This is a genomic window from Paenibacillus sp. OSY-SE, from assembly GCF_000283315.1.
Lineage (GTDB): Bacteria > Bacillota > Bacilli > Paenibacillales > Paenibacillaceae > Paenibacillus_B > Paenibacillus_B profundus.
Genome location: NZ_ALKF01000201.1, coordinates 77,407 through 94,474, shown reverse-complemented (window position 1 = coordinate 94,474; position 17,068 = coordinate 77,407). Strand labels below are relative to the sequence as shown.

15 protein-coding genes are annotated in these 17,068 nt (G+C 49.2%); 12 read left to right on the top strand and 3 right to left on the bottom strand.

Going from position 1 to position 17,068, the window contains the following annotated elements; all coding sequences use genetic code 11:
* The first annotated feature begins 460 nt into the window (after positions 1-460).
* From A372_RS0127305 to A372_RS0127285, 5 genes are all read left to right on the top strand, one after another.
* The gene (locus A372_RS0127305; protein ID WP_019424109.1) at positions 461-2,107 is read left to right on the top strand and encodes a hydroxysqualene dehydroxylase; all 1,647 of its coding nucleotides are present in this window, start codon (positions 461-463) and stop codon (positions 2,105-2,107) included.
* Between the two features lie 49 nt (positions 2,108-2,156).
* A complete protein-coding gene (locus A372_RS0127300) occupies positions 2,157-3,410 on the top strand; it encodes a sensor histidine kinase (protein ID WP_019424108.1) in 1,254 nt (417 codons plus the stop codon).
* 19 nt (positions 3,411-3,429) lie between these two features.
* Entirely contained in the window at positions 3,430-3,882 is a 453-nt protein-coding gene (locus A372_RS0127295; protein WP_019424107.1) for a hypothetical protein, read from the top strand.
* 36 nt (positions 3,883-3,918) lie between these two features.
* On the top strand, positions 3,919-4,578 hold the full coding sequence (locus tag A372_RS0127290) for a hypothetical protein (protein WP_019424106.1): 660 nt from the start codon (positions 3,919-3,921) through the stop codon (positions 4,576-4,578).
* Between the two features lie 82 nt (positions 4,579-4,660).
* Entirely contained in the window at positions 4,661-5,401 is a 741-nt protein-coding gene (locus tag A372_RS0127285) for a hypothetical protein (protein ID WP_157259746.1), read from the top strand.
* A gap of 3 nt (positions 5,402-5,404) precedes the next feature.
* On the opposite strand, the gene A372_RS37685 is transcribed toward A372_RS0127285, so the two are convergent.
* Positions 5,405-5,575 (bottom strand): hypothetical protein, encoded by a 171-nt coding sequence (locus A372_RS37685; RefSeq protein WP_019424104.1) that lies wholly within the window; start codon positions 5,573-5,575, stop codon positions 5,405-5,407.
* Between the two features lie 22 nt (positions 5,576-5,597).
* The gene (locus tag A372_RS0127275) at positions 5,598-7,778 is read right to left on the bottom strand and encodes a HelD family protein (RefSeq protein ID WP_019424103.1); all 2,181 of its coding nucleotides are present in this window, start codon (positions 7,776-7,778) and stop codon (positions 5,598-5,600) included.
* Between the two features lie 317 nt (positions 7,779-8,095).
* On the opposite strand from A372_RS0127275, the gene A372_RS34830 reads away from it, so the two are divergent.
* The 4 genes from A372_RS34830 to A372_RS0127255 all read left to right on the top strand — a co-directional run bounded on the left by A372_RS34830 (position 8,096) and on the right by A372_RS0127255 (position 12,220).
* Entirely contained in the window at positions 8,096-8,437 is a 342-nt protein-coding gene (locus tag A372_RS34830) for a hypothetical protein (protein WP_019424102.1), read from the top strand.
* A 525-nt stretch (positions 8,438-8,962) separates the two neighbouring features.
* Entirely contained in the window at positions 8,963-9,310 is a 348-nt protein-coding gene (locus A372_RS0127265) for a hypothetical protein (RefSeq protein ID WP_019424101.1), read from the top strand.
* A gap of 272 nt (positions 9,311-9,582) precedes the next feature.
* Positions 9,583-10,347: an ABC transporter ATP-binding protein gene (locus A372_RS0127260; RefSeq protein WP_019424100.1), complete on the top strand. Its 765-nt coding sequence runs from the start codon at positions 9,583-9,585 to the stop codon at positions 10,345-10,347.
* Entirely contained in the window at positions 10,322-12,220 is a 1,899-nt protein-coding gene (locus tag A372_RS0127255) for an FtsX-like permease family protein (RefSeq protein ID WP_019424099.1), read from the top strand. The genes A372_RS0127260 and A372_RS0127255 overlap by 26 nt, the downstream gene beginning before the upstream one ends.
* Before the next feature lie 195 nt (positions 12,221-12,415).
* Here A372_RS0127255 and A372_RS34825 read toward each other — a convergent pair whose 3' ends face one another.
* Entirely contained in the window at positions 12,416-13,246 is an 831-nt protein-coding gene (locus tag A372_RS34825) for a DeoR/GlpR family DNA-binding transcription regulator (RefSeq protein WP_237728627.1), read from the bottom strand.
* Between the two features lie 203 nt (positions 13,247-13,449).
* Between A372_RS34825 and A372_RS0127245 the strand changes: the two genes are divergently transcribed.
* The 3 genes from A372_RS0127245 to A372_RS0127235 all read left to right on the top strand — a co-directional run bounded on the left by A372_RS0127245 (position 13,450) and on the right by A372_RS0127235 (position 17,016).
* Entirely contained in the window at positions 13,450-14,682 is a 1,233-nt protein-coding gene (locus A372_RS0127245; RefSeq protein WP_019424097.1) for a metallophosphoesterase, read from the top strand.
* A 432-nt stretch (positions 14,683-15,114) separates the two neighbouring features.
* The gene (locus A372_RS0127240; protein WP_019424096.1) at positions 15,115-16,089 is read left to right on the top strand and encodes an ABC transporter permease; all 975 of its coding nucleotides are present in this window, start codon (positions 15,115-15,117) and stop codon (positions 16,087-16,089) included.
* A gap of 30 nt (positions 16,090-16,119) precedes the next feature.
* Positions 16,120-17,016, top strand: coding sequence for a carbohydrate ABC transporter permease (locus tag A372_RS0127235; protein WP_019424095.1), 897 nt, complete (start codon positions 16,120-16,122; stop codon positions 17,014-17,016).
* The last annotated feature ends 52 nt before the right edge of the window (positions 17,017-17,068 follow it).

The following is a 17,068-nucleotide window of genomic DNA, read 5'->3' as shown; positions in this document are numbered from 1 at the left end:
TAACGGTTCGGCAGTTTTTTTGCTATAAAGGAATATTTAAGTTTCGTGAATCGACAAAGTTAATTTCGTTACTACGAAAACATTAACGGGATTCTATTACAATGGTCCTTATGTCCATTCTCCCATACGGTCAGGAAGGAAACAACGAGGGCTAGGCACATGTCGTTCAAGTACCCCATGATACGAAGCGGCCGATTATGATGGCAGCGCGCCAGAATCGTCATTGGGCATACCGCCGACTGATGGAAGGGGAGAGTGAAGCAAAGGGGTGGACCGAGCGCATCTCTTCCAATCTGAACGCGCCGCTGCACGAACCTGACTCTAAGCGGGGTCTATCGCCAAAAGCAGAGTTTTCCTGCAAAAATATGTTGAAATCTGTTGTAATTTGATGGTTGTATAGTAATATGAAAATAGTTGATTTTTTCCAAGTATCTCGTGGAATAGGAGTGCAGCAACCTTTATGATAGGAACAGTTCAGCCAAAAGTGGTAGTGCTTGGCGGCGGAATCGCCGGAATGAGCGCTGCCCATGAATTAATGGAACGGGGGTTTCAGGTTTCTGTATATGAGTGGAGACAGATCCCAGGAGGTAAAGCTCGCAGCATGCCTGTTCCGAATTCGGGAGAGAATGGGCGCCACGATTTGCCGGGAGAGCATGGCTTCCGCTTCTTTCCGAAATTTTATAAACATATAACCGATACGATGAAGCGAATACCGTATAAGAGTAATAGACATAGCGTGTATCATAACCTCATTGAAGGGACTAATCTGGGACTGGCATTTTTCGATCGCCCGATGCAGCCCTTTCTGACTGAATTTCCACAATCGATCAGCGGTTGGAGAACGTTGCTCAAATCCCTTTTCGACAACAATCTAGAGCTTAGCGAGCAAGATATTGAACATTACGTATCTTGTCTATGGCAAGTGCTCACAAGTTGCGATGAAAGGCGACTGTTGGATTATCAACGAATCGCCTGGTGGGATTTCCTGCAAGCGGAGAAGCAGTCGGCGCAATTTCGTAAAATATTTACGGGCTTGACACGGATTCTCGTAGCCGCCAGAGCGCAGGAAGCGAATGTGTGCACGGTCGGAACTGTCGGGGCGACCATCATGCTCGATATGGTGCTTCCGGGGGGAAGCGCAGACCGTTTATTGAACGGTCCGACCAATGATGTATGGCTCAATCCGTGGCTTGATCATCTGCGTGCAGGCGGAGTCGACTACCACCTCGGCGCGAAGGTTGAATACATACATTGCCGGCAGGGGCGCATCCAAGGAGTGACCATTACAGAGAATGGACGTACTGAGATGGTAACGGGAGATTATTATATTGCTGCGCTTCCGGTTGAAGTCATGGCTGGCTTATTGAATGAAGATTTAATTGAGGCGGATCCACTGCTGGGCGGGTTGACGGAGCTGGCAGAGAACGTCGAATGGATGAACGGCGTCCAGTTTTATTTGAAGGAAGACGTGCCGATTATCCATGGTCATGTCATCTATATGGACAGCCCGTGGGCGTTGACGTCGGTGTCACAGGCGCAATTTTGGCCGAACTTCGATTTAAGCAAATACGGGAATGGCGAAGTAAAGGGAATCATCTCCATCGATGTGTCAGACTGGAGAACTCCCGGCATCTTATATGGCAAGCCGGCCATGGAGTGTTCAAGAGAAGAAATTCGAGCCGAAGTGTGGGAACAGTTGAAGCGCAGTCTAAACCAAGGGAAGACGGTGTTGTCCGATCATATGGTGGTGACGTGGTATTTGGACGAAGATATTCAATTTCCGAATCCGCATGAAGCGATTAATATGGAGCCTTTGCTTGTGAATCACGTAAATACATGGAACTTGCGGCCCAATGCATATACGGCGATTCCCAACTTGTTTCTCGCGTCGGATTATGTGCGAACTAACACGGACTTGGCAACGATGGAAGGGGCGAATGAAGCGGCGAGACGGGCGGTGAATTGCATTATCGAGTTATCCGATATGGATGTGCCTCCTTGCAAAATATGGGACATGTATGATTATCCATTGTTATCGGCTTGGCGTTCAAATGATCGTTCCCGCTTTCAGAAGGGACTGCCATGGAACGGGAAAATAATCGGTTGACGCCTTCATTTCTGCGTACCGTATCTTACCAGGAAAGGAACGGTCAACGTTGATTCAGTCCATCATAGCGTATGAATTCAAGGGACTGCTCTATATTATGAGCGCATGTCTCATGTTCCTTATTATTACCCCTCAATTCATGTTCGCCAATTATCGCCGCAAAATTTTGTTTATTCTCATTCTTTTTGTGCTTACGTTTTTTTATACGCAATATGAAGATATTGATCCGCTTATATACGGCATTCATCTTACACCAGTGTCGCTTGCGTTAGCGGCGCTGTTCGAAGGCTTTTTGCCGGGAATATTCACTTGGGCTGCATTTAATATTTGCACCATCGTTATGATGGATGATTTTGTGCCGACAGTCATCGGATCCACGCTGCTGCTCGTCTTGGGCCTCACATTCCATTACAAGCAGGTGCTGCGAAGCACGTACTGGCAAATTTGCCTCATTTCGATGACGCTCATTACGATTTATTTGCTCGGCTTTTTATCTGTGTTCGACGATTGGGATACAGTGAGTGGTACCGAAGTCGGGATTGCCGTTGTGGGGACCTACTTGTCTTCCATGTATGTGAGTTATATTTATAATCATGTCAAAAATCAAGAGAAAATGCGTGAAGAGCTCTTTAGAGCGGAAAAATATCAAGTCATCGGACAGCTGGCGGCATCCATTTCTCATGAGATTCGCAATCCATTAACGACGGCGCAAGGCTTTCTACAGCTGATGAACAGGGATAATCTGACTCCAACGCAACTCGAAACATATCGGAATTATGCCATATCGGGCATCGAGCAGGCGAACTCCATCATTACCGATTATTTAAACTATGCGAAGCCGGCAGTGGAGCTGGCACGCCCGATTCACATCCAAGAAGAGATTGACGGCATTATTCCGATGATGTCGCCGCTCTGCGTCATATCCAAGATTGAAGTAGTCATCAAGCATTTATCGAAGCAGCCGATTTATGTGATGGGCGAAGCGAAAAAATTCCAACAATGCCTGCTCAATATTATGAAAAATGCGGTGGAGTCGATGCCGGATGGCGGTGTGATGACAGTGACAACGTGGTCGGACAATGAAGGCGTTCATATCCATGTTAAGGATACTGGAGTCGGCATGAGCGATTATCAAATCAAGCGCATCGGCATGCCTTTCTACACGACGAAGGAGAAAGGAACCGGGCTCGGCTTGATGGTCGTCATCAGCCTCGTGAAGGCGATGAACGGCACTATATCCTATTACAGCCGACCAGACGAAGGAACGACTTGCGTGCTGAAGTTCAAACAACTCTTATTGTAATACGATAACGAGCCCAGCCATGAATAATTTCAACTTATGGCTGGGCTTTGACGTTATAGGGGTGTGGTTTATCTCTTATACCGCAACACCTCCGCAGCGCTCTTCCGGGAACGGCAATCCGATTCTCCTGCTAGTGATGCCGCTGGCATTGACCGTGGCTGCGTATGTCCTGTCTATCGGCATTTATGTATACCGATGGCTGCGGGATCACGATCTTCGATGGCGCTGGGGGACGATAGCGGCAGGCGGACTGCTCGTGGTCAGCATGGGCGTGCCTGCTGCAGCTTTATCTCGACATGTCCGATCAGAAGTGATGAAGCACCAGAGCTACGATCCGGGTCTGTCCCCGTTAACCATGCACAATAACGGGGTGCTGTGCAACGGGTATACGTTCATGCTGCTCATCGGGATCGCGGTGCTGCTTGCCGGAGTCATCAGTCTGTTTACGGTCCGAAAGTCGGCATTTGAATGAAGCATATGATACAAAAATAGGATTGGAGTCATCACAATGGATTCTATCGATACAGAACAGCCGATTTCACAATATATCGTGCGGACGCGCAAGCGATTCATCTTTGGATTTTCCGCCGTTATGGCAATCGCATGGCTGTTGCTGTTCTTTTTCAGCATGGATATTGAATTTTTGGGTACAGTTATTTTTTTCGCGTTGTTCGCACTCGTTTTTATCGTGTCTGTTATATGGGCGATCATCGATATCATCGTCGCTTTGGTGAAAAGAAGACCGCTTCGTTATTGGGCGCTCATACTCATTCCGATCGTGGCGCAGCTGGGCGCCGTCTATATCGCCTTAGAGCTTCCATTGCATCAGACTCGTGCGGCATTGGACAAGTGGATGTATCGCGAGCAGCGCCAGCAGGTTATCGAGCGCTTGACGCAAGGCGATTGGAGCACGGCTGGCTCAGATCGCGGCACGCTGCTGCAGCTTCCGGACGATCTTCGCCATCTCTCCCGCGGGGGCGGAGAAATCTTGGTCGTTCGGAATGGAGAATCGCTCCAAGTGTTATTCTTCACGATGCGCGGGCTTTTGGATAACTTTTCTGGCCTCGTATATGTGTCCGAAGGGGAGCCAGATGTGGAAAACCTCGGGACCAAAATTGTAAAGCAAAGGGAATTAGGCAAGCACTGGTTCTGGATTTCCGGGACATGACCAGACTTGGTTGAATCGGAATATGCATGCTGCTGCTGCGTAGTCTTCAGATGCAGAGGCGGCGGAAAGGCGGTATGAACGGATGAATTGGATAGTGTTAGCCGGGCTGTGCTGCCTTTTTATCATCGCGTTGTGGCAGAGGCCGAGGGAGAAGGAGATGCTCCTGCCCGCTCGATTATTTCTTTTTTTCATGATCGGTTCGTTTTCCTTTCGATTTATACCCGGGACGGATTCGTATTGGTTTCTTCCGCTTGGCTTCCTGCTCGGCTGGTGGTTTGTCGCCAAGCGCTCGAAGCACAATCAGATGAATAAGAAGATCGCGCTCCTCTTCGGGCTCGTCTATCTTATACTGATAGAGTCGATTCCGTTCACCACGTTCAGTGACATACGGGAACTGCGTACGGAGCAGCAGTACAAGCAGCAATTCCAAGACGTGACCGCCATGCATCGATTCGCGGAAAATGCTCCGTTTTTGGACGCCCTCGGAGATGATATTCAACGGTTGCGCCTCGCGGATTCGAATCAGGACTATGCGGCCGAGCAGGATCCGATGTTTCTGTTCCGCGCATGGGTGTTGAATCAGCGGGGGATTGACATTCCAAGCTATGAATGGCTGAACTTCGGGATAAGGGAGTCTTATCCGGAGTATTGGTTCCAATCTAAAAGGCCAGACCGATTGACGAATCAAGAATATATTACGTTCGGTGACGAGGGCTATTTTGGCTTGTTCAAGCGAAAAGATGAGCACAGTCCGTTCCATATGGTGCTGGCGATCGAATTTCGCGGATTCGCGAACGGACGGCCCGGTTTATTTTCATGGTAAACTTTACAGCACAGCAGGAAACACACTCGCGTTGCCGCAAGGAATATGGCTGCCCGCCTGCGCGTTCGAGTACATGAGGATGGCATGAACAATGATGCTCAGGGACGCGTTTTGTGCCGCAGATGAATAAGCAAAAGGACATTCCTTGGCTGCTATGAGCATCGGAATGTCCATGATGGAGCTTTTTGAACAACCTCTATAAACCGTGTACAACCGTTTCTTCGTCGTCTGTGCATATAAGCGGCGACAGCGGTTGAGCAGAATCATGCAGCACCCACAGCTCATGCAGGGCACGCGTACAACCGACATACAGCAGCTTGGCGTCAAGCGGATCGGATGGGTAATGGGCGGCGTCCGCATCCATCAACAGGACGGCGTCGAACTCCAGCCCTTTTGAAAGATAGATCGGGAGCACCGATATGCCGCCCTCGTACTGCTGCTCATTACCGTCAATAAGGTGGATATCCCTATCCGAGCAATGCAAGCTCAATCTCGCATGCAATGTTCGGGCTTCTTCCGCTGTACGAGTGAGCAGCGCTATTGTGTTGTAGCCACTGCTTCCGAATTGCGCAAGCGCTTGGGCAAGCAGGTCTGGCTGCTGCTCCGGGGGTTCCGAGACGATCCGGACCTTCTGCCCGCTGCGGAATACCGGAATCGCCAGCATGTCGGTGCGGACGCCCCGCTCAAGCACGACATTCGCGAAATGGATAATCTCCATCGTGGAGCGGTAGCTTCGCGTTAAAGCAAAATAATCGGTCGCTTCAAGCTCGAACAGGTCACGCATTTCCGACCAATCGTGTATGCCGGCATACGCATGGATGCCCTGAGACAAATCGCCCAAGATCGTGAACGAATGATTTCTGGCGAACCCGTCGAGAACGGCTATCTGGAGCGGCGAGAAATCCTGCGCTTCATCGATGACGATATGATCGTAACGGTAATCGCCCGGTATGCCGTGCAGGCGGATGTGCAAATAGAGCAGTGCTGCCAAATCTTCGTTCCTGACGGTGTTCTTTTTCAAGTAAGCGGACGTTTCCTTGCAGAGCTTGGCCGGAATCACCGTTTGAGCCTCTTGAGTGACGTTGCGCTTCGGATCGAATAGCGTCTTGTATAATGCCAGCGCATCGAAGGCAGCCCATTTCTTCATATACGCCTTCATCCGCGGGGTTGACAGTTTCTTCTTTGCCTTATGCTGCTCCTTGGAGCGCTCTTGCTTCAGCTCCATCTCAATCCAGCGTTGAATCCGTGCCACGACGCGTTCTTTGCGCTTCGCCAGCTCATAGGAACGATACTCCTCATGGTACCACACGGAGATCGTATCGTAGCTTAATACCGCTCCGTCCCATGGACTAAAATCCATCACAGGTACGGCTTCTCGCTCCATACGGGTCAACTGGTCATCCATGTAAGTCTTGAAGGCAAGTGAGCCTTTGAAGCGGCCGGATGCCTGATTATCGAGCATGGGGCGGTTGTTCAACGATCCGTACCACAACTCGATCTGTTCCATCGGCGAAGCAAGCTGTACCGTATGCTCTAATCCCGTCACTTCAAGCGCCCATTCCGGGAACGTGCGCTGTTGGATATTTCCGACGCCGAGCTCGGGAAGAACGTCGGATATATAATCGAGAAACATGCGGTTCGGTGCGAAAATCATCATTTTTTCCGCCCGAATTTGCTCTTGGTATTGATACAACAGGAAGGCGAGCCGATGCAGCGCAACGGTCGTCTTGCCGCTCCCCGCCACCCCTTGAATGAATAGCGCCATATTTTTCGGCGCGCGGATGATCCGATCCTGCTCTGCCTGAATGGTTGAGACGATATCGCGCAGGCGGTTATCTTTGTTCTCACCTAGGCGGTAGACGAGGAATTCGTCTGTCACATGGCCCTCACCTTCGGACCGATTGTACGTATCCACGACCCGCTGCAGCACTTGACCGCGAATGACAAGGTTGCGCTTCAGATGGACGTGGCCCTCGACAGCGCCTTCAGGCGCTTCGAACGTTACGGAGTCGACTCCGCCAGAGAAGGAGTAGAACAGGCTCGCAATCGGTGCCCGCCAATCGACGACGAGCGGGTAGGCATCGGCCTGGCCCAGTTCGACCTCGCAGTCGACGCCGTGCTTCCCGACATAGAGAGCGGAAGGCGCTGGTTGGCCCATCTCTTCAAAATCAAGGCGGCCGAAGTAAGGCTCCTTCAAAGCCCGCTTCAGCCGCTGTCGACGCAGTTCGCGTGTATCTTCCATCACTTGCTCAGTAAAATCATGCCCCGTATAGACCGGAATCTGCACTAGCCGTCGGTATTGACGATCGATTTCTTCCATCGTATCCCGCAGCCGGAGCTCCTCTTCTTGATAGGCACTTTGAAACGTATCGCTCACTTTCAGTTACCTCCTAAGAATCATATTTAACAATTATTCAACTCATCTTTTACACTAGCTCAACTAAACAATCAAACGGCTGAATGACATTCCAAATAAACAGTCTAAATAAACGACGCAACAAAGATGACACTTGACATTCCATACTTCTGTGCAAAAATGGAAAAAGGAATGATAACTATATCATAACCTGTCAGAAATAGCAATGAATAAAGAGGTGCCCGTATGCTACCAGTGCGCAAGTCCTTGCAGCCAATACCGCGTTCCAAGCTTCGCCTTGTCTGCGGTCGATTGGCCTACACGATGCTGCGAATCTGATGATTTTTCATCCGACTGGGGAGCCGTTTCAGTTAGAGTTAACGCTGACCGGGGATACGCTTGCGGGTGCATGGTCCTCGGCGAATCCTGCGTGGTATACGTACGAAGTATATGAGCGCGAGCACTCCATTCGGCAGGATCATTGGGGAGGGTATGTGCGGCATAATATACTGTACCGCAAAGCATTCAATGCCGATGGAGAATGCTGTGCTGACAAATATGTGACAGAGAATCACGCGCTCATGATGTACGCTCCCTTGCTCGAGGCAGATGCATCGGCGCATCGTCATGGCGGGGCAGGGTCAAGCAAGCAGCCATTCGTTGTGATGACAGTGAGGTGATGGCGGTTTTGTCGAGGGTGAGGCGGTAATGTATTTAGACACAGCACGACAGGGTACGTTGTTGCGGCCGCTGTCCGTATTCATTGCTTTTTCTATTGGATTTTGTCCAACGTAACCGGGTGCATGGGCTGATTGTGAGACGTTTCATTGGAAATTGTCCAACAGATTCTTTCCTTTTTCAGTTGTGAAGTCGGAATCTGTCTGATTTGAATGGATGTTTTCCAGTAGAATGAAGAGTTAACGTATGAAGTGGGCTATTCTGTTGGATGCTTTCCAATGGATGTTGCGTGTTCGCCGCCTTACGTGTAATTGGAAAGCGCCCTTGCGCTGTTCATAGCAGCTCAGAGGCTCATTTTGCAAATGTTCATAGGCAAAGGACTAGCCGTTCATAATGTGCAATTGAAGCACTACAAAAGCTAAAAAATTCGCTCAAGTCTATAAATGTGACTATAAAAGACTGATTTTTCTTGCCAGAAGTTGAGTAATATGTAGTAACAGCTGTCAGCTAGCAGGGAGGAATGAAAGATGATAGAACATAGGCAAGAAGCGGACTTTAACAAGAAAAAAACGAAGAAAAGCCGTAATGCTCGCTACGTCGGGCTGTGTGCTGCATTGGCACTTATGGTGGGTCTGCTGAGCGGCTGTGTGCCTGGAGACGGCTCTTACACGCAGGCGGATCCGGCGGGATTTTTCTGGGGCATCTGGCATGGCTGGATCGCGCCGGTTTCGCTCATCATTGGTGCTTTCAACGGAGACATTCGCGTGTATGAGGTGAACAATACGGGCTGGTGGTACGACCTTGGATTCTACTTGGCCATATTGGGCGGCTTCGGCGGGTTGTCGCTTAGCCGCAAGAAGCGGCGCGACGATTAGGAATGCATGATTAAGTGTCATAGTGACAGGAGAGGGGCTTCGCATCGATGGATGCGGGGGCCCCTCTTTTAATTGTTGGCCCTATGTGCGCAACATCTTAATGAGATCGCCAGAACGGCGATTTCGCAATGTGGTTCCGATGATTCTGACTGCATGCTCATTCAATATTACAAAAACGAAAGGTTAACGTAAGGTATACCAATGGCTCCGATTTCCATTAAGGATTACAGTGTTGATATAAAGATTACACCGAAGGAGCGTGCGTATTACCGATGTTAGAAGTCCGGAACGTATCGAAAGTATATGAAGGCAAAGTAGCTTATCAAGCGCTATCGAATTTGAATTTGACCGTGCAGAAGGGTGAATTCGTCGGCGTCATGGGACCGTCTGGCAGCGGGAAGACGACCTTGCTCAATGTCGTCTCTACCATTGACAAGCCCTCATCGGGCGAGGTGTTCATTGGCGGACAGCAGACTCATAAATTGAGCAAGCGTCAGTTGGCGTTGTTCCGCCGCAGGGAGCTAGGATTCGTCTTTCAGGATTTTAATCTGCTGCAGACGTTGACGGTAAAAGAGAACATTATCTTCCCGCTCACGCTGGAAAATGTCAGCATCAAAGAGCAGGACGAACGAGTAAACCGGATTGCCGATAAGCTCGGCATCACTCATATCCTCAACAAGCGCACTTATGAAATATCAGGAGGACAATGTCAGCGTACAGCCATCGCACGGGCCATCATCCATGATCCGAAACTGATCTTGGCGGATGAGCCGACCGGCAACCTTGATTCGAAATCGGCAAAAGATGTGTTGGAGACCCTTCAGAGGCTGAACAAGGAAGAAGAAGCAACGATGATGATGGTTACGCATGACGCCCAGGCGGCTAGCTACTGCGATCGCGTCATCTTTATTAAGGACGGTTCGTTATACCGAGAGATTCACCGATCGAATGGCCGTGAAGTGTTCTTCCAGGAAATCATGAACGTATTGTCGGTAATAGGAGGAACGGAAGATGAATTTTCGGCAGTTCGCGTTTAAAAACGTATTTCGCAACAAACGGCTGTATGCAGGCTATTTCTTCAGCTGCGCCTTCTCGGTCATGATTTTCTTCGTCTATTCGATGCTGGCTTTTCACCCCGAATTGAGCTTTCAAGGTCAGGGCAATTACGGAAAAGGCGCGCAGACAGGAATGGATGTGGCGCAATATATTATTTATGTGTTCACGTTTTTCTTTATCTTGTATTCCATGAGCGTCTTCCTGAAGTCGCGCAAAAAGGAATTCGGCATCTGCATAATGCAGGGGATGTCTGATATGCAGCTGAGACGGCTCGTCTTCTTGGAAAATATCATCATCGGATTGACAGCGACTGTATCAGGGATTGCGATCGGACTCTTACTGTCAAAAGGGATGCTGATGCTGGGATCCTCGGTGTTGTCGCTTGAGAAATCGCTGTCCTTCTACATGCCGGTAAAGGCGATCTGGCTATCCTTTGCCGCATTCACGCTGCTATTCTTATTTATCTCGTTGTTCACTGCAACGATTCTGCGCAGCAGTTCGCTGATCGATCTGTTGAAAGGAACGGCCAAGCCGAAGCCCGAGCCGAAAGCTTCGCGCGTGCTGGCCATTTTGGCAGCTGTGCTGCTCATCATCGGTTACGCTATCGCATTTGTCGTCAGAGGGGTTCTCGTCCTGTTCGCGTTGCTCCCCGTGGCGATTATCGTCAGCGTAGGGACGTACTTCCTGTTTACGCAGCTGAGCGTGTACATCATCAATAAGCTGAAAAACAAAAAGAAGCTGTACCGCAGCAGCACGAACATGATTACACTGTCTGATTTGGCGTACCGCATGAAAGACAACGCACGCATGTTCTTTCTGGTGGCCATTATCTCTACCGTCGCCTTTACAGCCATCGGCACGCTGGTGGGGATGAAGTCGATGTTTACGAACATGATATCGTCATCAACACCTCCGCTAAAGTATGAGTCGCATGCAGATAATAAGCAGGCGGCGGAACATGCCGCGCTGATCGAACAAGCGCTAGCGAAGAGAAATATCAGCTTCGAGCTACTTGTCATCAAAGAGAAGAACGTGACCGATACCGGGACGAACAAAGACTTCATCTTCATTAAAGCATCTGACTATAACCGCATAATGAAGGAAGACGTTGCTCTAGGCCAGGACGAAGCGCGCTTGTTCTATCGCAAAGACATAGATATGAGCTACGATAGAGGCATTAGCAAGGGGCAGGAGACATCCTTGACGCTTGAGGGCGGCCGTAAACTCGCTGTCACAGAGAACGGCGAGATGCCGGCTCCGCTGCTGCAGAGCGTAGGAGGATCCAGCGTCGCGGTCGTATCCGACGAAGTATTCCAAGAGCTGCCTGGATCCAAGCACGACTCTACCATGTATGTATACGATGTCGGAGATTGGCAGCAGACGCTGGCAGTATCCAAACAATTGATGACGGAATTGAAAGGGAACGGAGAGCATTACCGCTTTTCTTCACGTGCATATGAATTGAACGACATCAATCAGGGCTTCGGTCAAATCTTGTTGACAGGGCTGTTCATCGGCGCAGTGTTCTTCGTTGCCGCAGGAAGCTTTCTATACTTCCGTCTGTACGCAGATCTGGACAACGATCGCATTCAGTACCGCGCTATCAGCAAGCTCGGGTTGACAGAAGGTGAATTGTCCAAGATTGTATCCACCCAGATCGGATTGCTGTTCTTCGTGCCGATTATCGTCGCCGTCATTCACGGTGCAGTCGCCTTGAACACACTCCAGAATACGTTCAGTACGAATTTGGTATTGGAATCGTCGCTCGTCTTGGGGGCTTTCCTAGTCATTCAGATCATCTATTTCGTATTTATTCGCGCCAATTATGTGAAAAAGTTGAAAGACGTAATGTAACGATATGCATCGAAATGCATAGCTTTTCTAAAATAAGGAGCAAGCCGGATACCGGCCTGCTCCTTATTTGCTGTGAGCTCACGGATATTGCATACCTTGTATCCGATGATAGACCATGCGGTTCTGGTTGAAGGATACTGCCATTGCATAGATTAATAGGGCTTGGTGATACACAATAAGCGGAATGCTTCGAACTCATTCCGCTTTAATTGTGCTTGTGTCCATTCTTTCGTCAGTGCGGGGAGTGCGGGGAGCTGGTTGATCATCGATGCTGATGGCGTATTTGCTCAAATGCTCCCGCCATTCGCTATTCAACGGGGCATTCGTAATGAGCTTATGAAAGGCGGCATAGCCTGCAATTTTGGCAAGGCCAATTCTGTCGCATTTGGACTGATCCGCTACAAGGAAGCTATGTTTGGCATTTTGTATCATCATTTTGCGTATTTCCGCTTCATTCTCATTCGTATCCGTCACCCCGTGCCGCATATCCATACCAGAGCAGGAGATGAACGCTTTGTCAGCCAAATACAAAGACATCGCTTTGGCGGCCGCATGTCCCGAATAAGATAAAGAATGATGCCGCAACGTGCCACCGGTACATATTAACTTCAGATGATCGGCATCGGACAGCTCCGTAATTACTTTGAGAGAGTTCGTAATGACGGTCAAATGTTTAAGCGTTTTTACTGACCTGGCAATATGAAGCGAGGTTGTACTGGAATCGAGCATAATCGTGTCTCCGTTTTTGACAAGCCGCGCGCATTTGGAGCCTATCCACATTTTCTCGGCCAAATAAAAGTCTTCCCGCACCCATATCGGAAGATCGGTAATAAGGTCATCTTCCAGAAAAGCGCCGCCGTGCGTCCGTTGCAGCAGCCCTTCTCTTTCCAGACGGTCCAAGTCTCTGCGAATGGTTTCCTCAGATACGCGGAAATTCCTGCTTAGTTCGGCAACCAACACTCTGCCATCACGGTGCAAGTGCTGCATGATGCCTTTCCGGCGTTCAATCGCTAACAACGCAATCACACATCCTTATTGTTTCGTTAATGACATCGCTTGTTCGTGGTGACCTCTATTATATCGGAAAATTTTGGCGAATTCACTAGATCATATCGAGAACATTTTATTCGAACGCATCTTTTCAAATGGGACAGAAAGGAGTAGACTGAGATGGAATTCGTTATGAAATCGCATTCATACTGTAATGATCAAAGGAGTTGAAGCTCTCAATGTCTTCGATGCAATCCCAGCCCCGCCTTGTCTTTCCGGTAATTAGCGACGTGCATATCGCGCCGACAGGAGAAGAGTGCATTCATAAGTTCGAGCGTGCGCTGCAGCAATTGAATGCGCGCGCACCGCAGCAGGATGCCTTCGTCATTGTAGGGGACCTGACGAACAACGGAACGGTGGAAGAGTATGAACGTCATATGAAGACCTTCCAACAGCACAAGCTGCCGGAGGCAGAGGCGCTCATTGCAATCGGGAACCATGATTATTGGAACGGCCTGCCGCCTGCAGAAGCCCAAGCTCGCTTTCTTGAAATGTCAGGCATGGAGTCGATATATTATCATCGTGTCATTCAGGGGCATCATTTCATTGTCTTGGCTACGGAAGATACGATGACGCATGGATACTTCTCGCTCGAACAGATTGAATGGCTGAGCAAGCAACTGGCAGAAGCGGCCGCTGATGCTCCGGCGCAGCCGATCTTCGTGTTCCTTCACCAGCACCTGAAGGATACGGTGTACGGCAGTGAGGAGTGGGGGATTCAAGAGAACATCGAAGCGCTGATGAACGCGCTGAAGCCTTACCCGCAAGTCATCACGTTCTCCGGGCATTCGCATTATCCATTGAACGATCCGCGCAGCATTCACCAGGAGTGTTTCACTTCAATTGGTACCGCTTCCCTAAGCTATATGGAAGTGGAGAGCGGGAAGCTGCAAGGGAATCTTCCACCTGGTCACCGCGAATTCAGTCAAGGCTGTCTAGTTGAGGTGTATGAGGACAAAGTCGTTATTACGCGCATGGATTTCTTGAATGAACGGGAAATCGGAGAGGCCTGGATGGTCAGGGTTCCTGCGGATAAAGCATCATTTATTTATACGAATGAACGAGATGCTGAAAAGCCTACTTTCCCGCAGCACGCGGGTATCGTTGTCGATGAGGAGCATACGGCGCCGAATTCTGTACGCATATCGTTTGATCAAGCGGTTGATGACGAGCTGGTTCATTCCTATCGCATTCAAGTGAAGCGTACAGATGGAAATGAAGAGGTGCAGCATTTGGCTTATTCTGAATATTACAACTATCCGCTCGTGGATAAAGTGAGCGTAACGTTGCCAGATTTGCAGCCGAACCAAGGGTACGAGCTTGAAATACATGCCATCGATGCATTCCAAAATGTTAGCGATCACGGCCTGAAGGCAGCGTTCCGTACGGGGCCTGTTCCGACGTCCGTCTAGGTCAGCGACGCACGCACGGAACTGGTCTGTATAAGTCGTGTGGCAGAAATGAGAGAATAAATAATTGCGGCTAGTGCCCCTTTTGCGAATCGGGGGTTGCGAGCCGCATTTTATTTTGCCTTGTTTCCTGTTTGGTTAATCAATTGGCATTAAACTCCATGGAAAAGTATCATTTTTCGTTGATTGTTCATATATCAGTTTAACCGCTTTAATCTTACAATGAAGGTACACGAAAAGATAAACAGACAAATGGGAGGAGAGGGAAGAGTGGCCATGTATAGAGAGAAAAGAAACAGAAGAGTATGGAATGAAAAAGGTAACCGTTTTTATAATAATTACGGTACAGATTATGATTACGGTACAGATACGGTGTAAGGCGTTACATGGAACTTCTATCAATCAACAACAAGTATAGATAAGGAGGGTCAACTGATGGCGCGATTAACAGTCAGCCCTGATGCAGAGAGTGGGATGAGCCTTGGTAATCCCAAGAAGAAGAACAACTTCACTCGATTTTTCGGACAAATAGATTTGCAGTTGATGGTCATACCCGCTTTAATACTTATATTTGTATTTAGCTATATTCCGATGTACGGTGTTCTGATCGCGTTTCAGGACTATAAAATCGGCAGCGGCAGCTTCCTGAGCAGCCCTTGGGTCGGATTGAAGCACTTCAAGGCCTTCTTCGACTCACCCGATTTCAATGTCGTTATGCGCAATACAATTGTCATCAGCTTTTTGAAACTCATCATCGGTTTTCCCGCGCCGATCATACTGGCGCTCATGTTGAATGAAGTCCGCAAAATCGTGTTCAAGCGAGTCGTGCAAACGATTACCTATTTGCCGCACTTCATGTCATGGGTTATCGTCGGCGGCATGGTCAGCACGATGCTTGCGACGGATAACGGCAGCATTAACATGCTGCTCGAGAAGCTGAGGGTCATCGACGACCCGATTAACTTCTTGTCTATGTCCGAATATTTCTGGAGTATTCTGGTAACAACCAATATCTGGAAAGAAATCGGGTTCGGTTCCATCGTATACTTGGCTGCCATTGCGGGTATCGACCCGCATATGTATGAAGCCGCTTCCATGGACGGAGCGAACCGCTTCAAACAAATATACTTGATAACGCTTCCGAGCATCATGCCGGTTGTTACTATCTTCCTTATTTTGGCTATAGGCAACCTGTTGAGCGCAGGCTTCGAAGACATTCTCATTCTTGCCTCGAATCCGGCGTTGAGGGATGTGTCCGACGTTATTGATACGTACGTCATACGAGTCGGTATTAATAATTACCGGTATTCCTATGCGACCGCCGTTGGTTTGTTCAAGGCTGTCATCAGCGTCGGCTTGCTCACGATAGCCAACTACGTAGCTAGAAGAGCAGGTAACAGCCTGTGGTAGTTAGGACACATTTAGAGGGGGTGCATGTCGGTGGTGCGTGAAAGCTTCAGCGATCGGTTTTTGACCGTTTTCATTTATGCGTTTCTTACAATTCTTGCCTTTTCAACCTTTTATCCGTTCTGGAATGCCATCGTCATCTCATTTAACGAAGGTATGGATACGACCAGAGGCGGAGTTACCTTTTGGCCGCGGGAGTTTACGTTGGAGAACTACTCTATCGTCTTCAAGGATGAACGATTGATGAACGGCTTTGTAATCTCCGTGCTGCGTACGATAATCGGTACCATATCCGCCATATTGGCGACGGCCATTTTCTCATACGGAATGTCGAAAAAGGAGCTAATGGGACGCAAGTATTATATGATTATGTGCGTTTTTACGATGTATTTTACCGGCGGGCTCATTCCGTCTTTCCTGCTTATTCGCAGTCTCGGATTGATGAACTCGTTCTGGGTGTTTATCATCCCTTCGCTCATTGGCGTGTGGAACATGATTATTTTCCGAACGTTCTTCCGGGGGCTTCCAGCAGGCCTGGAGGAATCCGCTAAGATTGACGGCTGCGGCAACTGGGGAACGCTGTTCCGCATCGTGCTGCCGCTGTCGGGGCCCGTGGTCGCGACGCTATCGCTGTTCACGGCGGTTGCGCACTGGAACGAATGGTTTACGGCGAGCATTTACATTTCGAAGGAGGAATTGCTCCCGATTCAGACCATTCTGAAGCAAATTCTTGCTTCCAATATCGTATCCGAGCAGACAGCCGGCATGGATTCCGCGGCTCTGGCACGCATGCAGCAGGCGAAGACCGTCACGAGCAAGTCGCTCTCCATGGCGACGATGATGGTGGCGACAATACCTATCGTCATGGTATATCCTTTCGTTCAGAAGTATTTCGTTAAAGGGGTACTCGTCGGATCCTTGAAGGAGTAGACGAATCTGGATTGGCCCGATAACGCGTTTAGAGCAATTTGCTTTAAACATA

Coding starts and splice junctions, on each gene's coding strand:
- A372_RS0127255 (WP_019424099.1), top strand. CDS start 10,322: ATGAATTTTCGGCAGTTCGCGTTTAAAAACGTATTTCGCAACAAACGG.
- A372_RS0127290 (WP_019424106.1), top strand. CDS start 3,919: ATGGATTCTATCGATACAGAACAGCCGATTTCACAATATATCGTGCGG.
- A372_RS0127245 (WP_019424097.1), top strand. CDS start 13,450: ATGTCTTCGATGCAATCCCAGCCCCGCCTTGTCTTTCCGGTAATTAGC.
- A372_RS34830 (WP_019424102.1), top strand. CDS start 8,096: ATGATTTTTCATCCGACTGGGGAGCCGTTTCAGTTAGAGTTAACGCTG.
- A372_RS0127240 (WP_019424096.1), top strand. CDS start 15,115: ATGGCGCGATTAACAGTCAGCCCTGATGCAGAGAGTGGGATGAGCCTT.
- A372_RS0127295 (WP_019424107.1), top strand. CDS start 3,430: ATGAATAATTTCAACTTATGGCTGGGCTTTGACGTTATAGGGGTGTGG.
- A372_RS0127305 (WP_019424109.1), top strand. CDS start 461: ATGATAGGAACAGTTCAGCCAAAAGTGGTAGTGCTTGGCGGCGGAATC.
- A372_RS0127260 (WP_019424100.1), top strand. CDS start 9,583: ATGTTAGAAGTCCGGAACGTATCGAAAGTATATGAAGGCAAAGTAGCT.
- A372_RS0127265 (WP_019424101.1), top strand. CDS start 8,963: ATGATAGAACATAGGCAAGAAGCGGACTTTAACAAGAAAAAAACGAAG.
- A372_RS0127285 (WP_157259746.1), top strand. CDS start 4,661: ATGAATTGGATAGTGTTAGCCGGGCTGTGCTGCCTTTTTATCATCGCG.
- A372_RS37685 (WP_019424104.1), bottom strand. CDS start 5,575: ATGGACATTCCGATGCTCATAGCAGCCAAGGAATGTCCTTTTGCTTAT.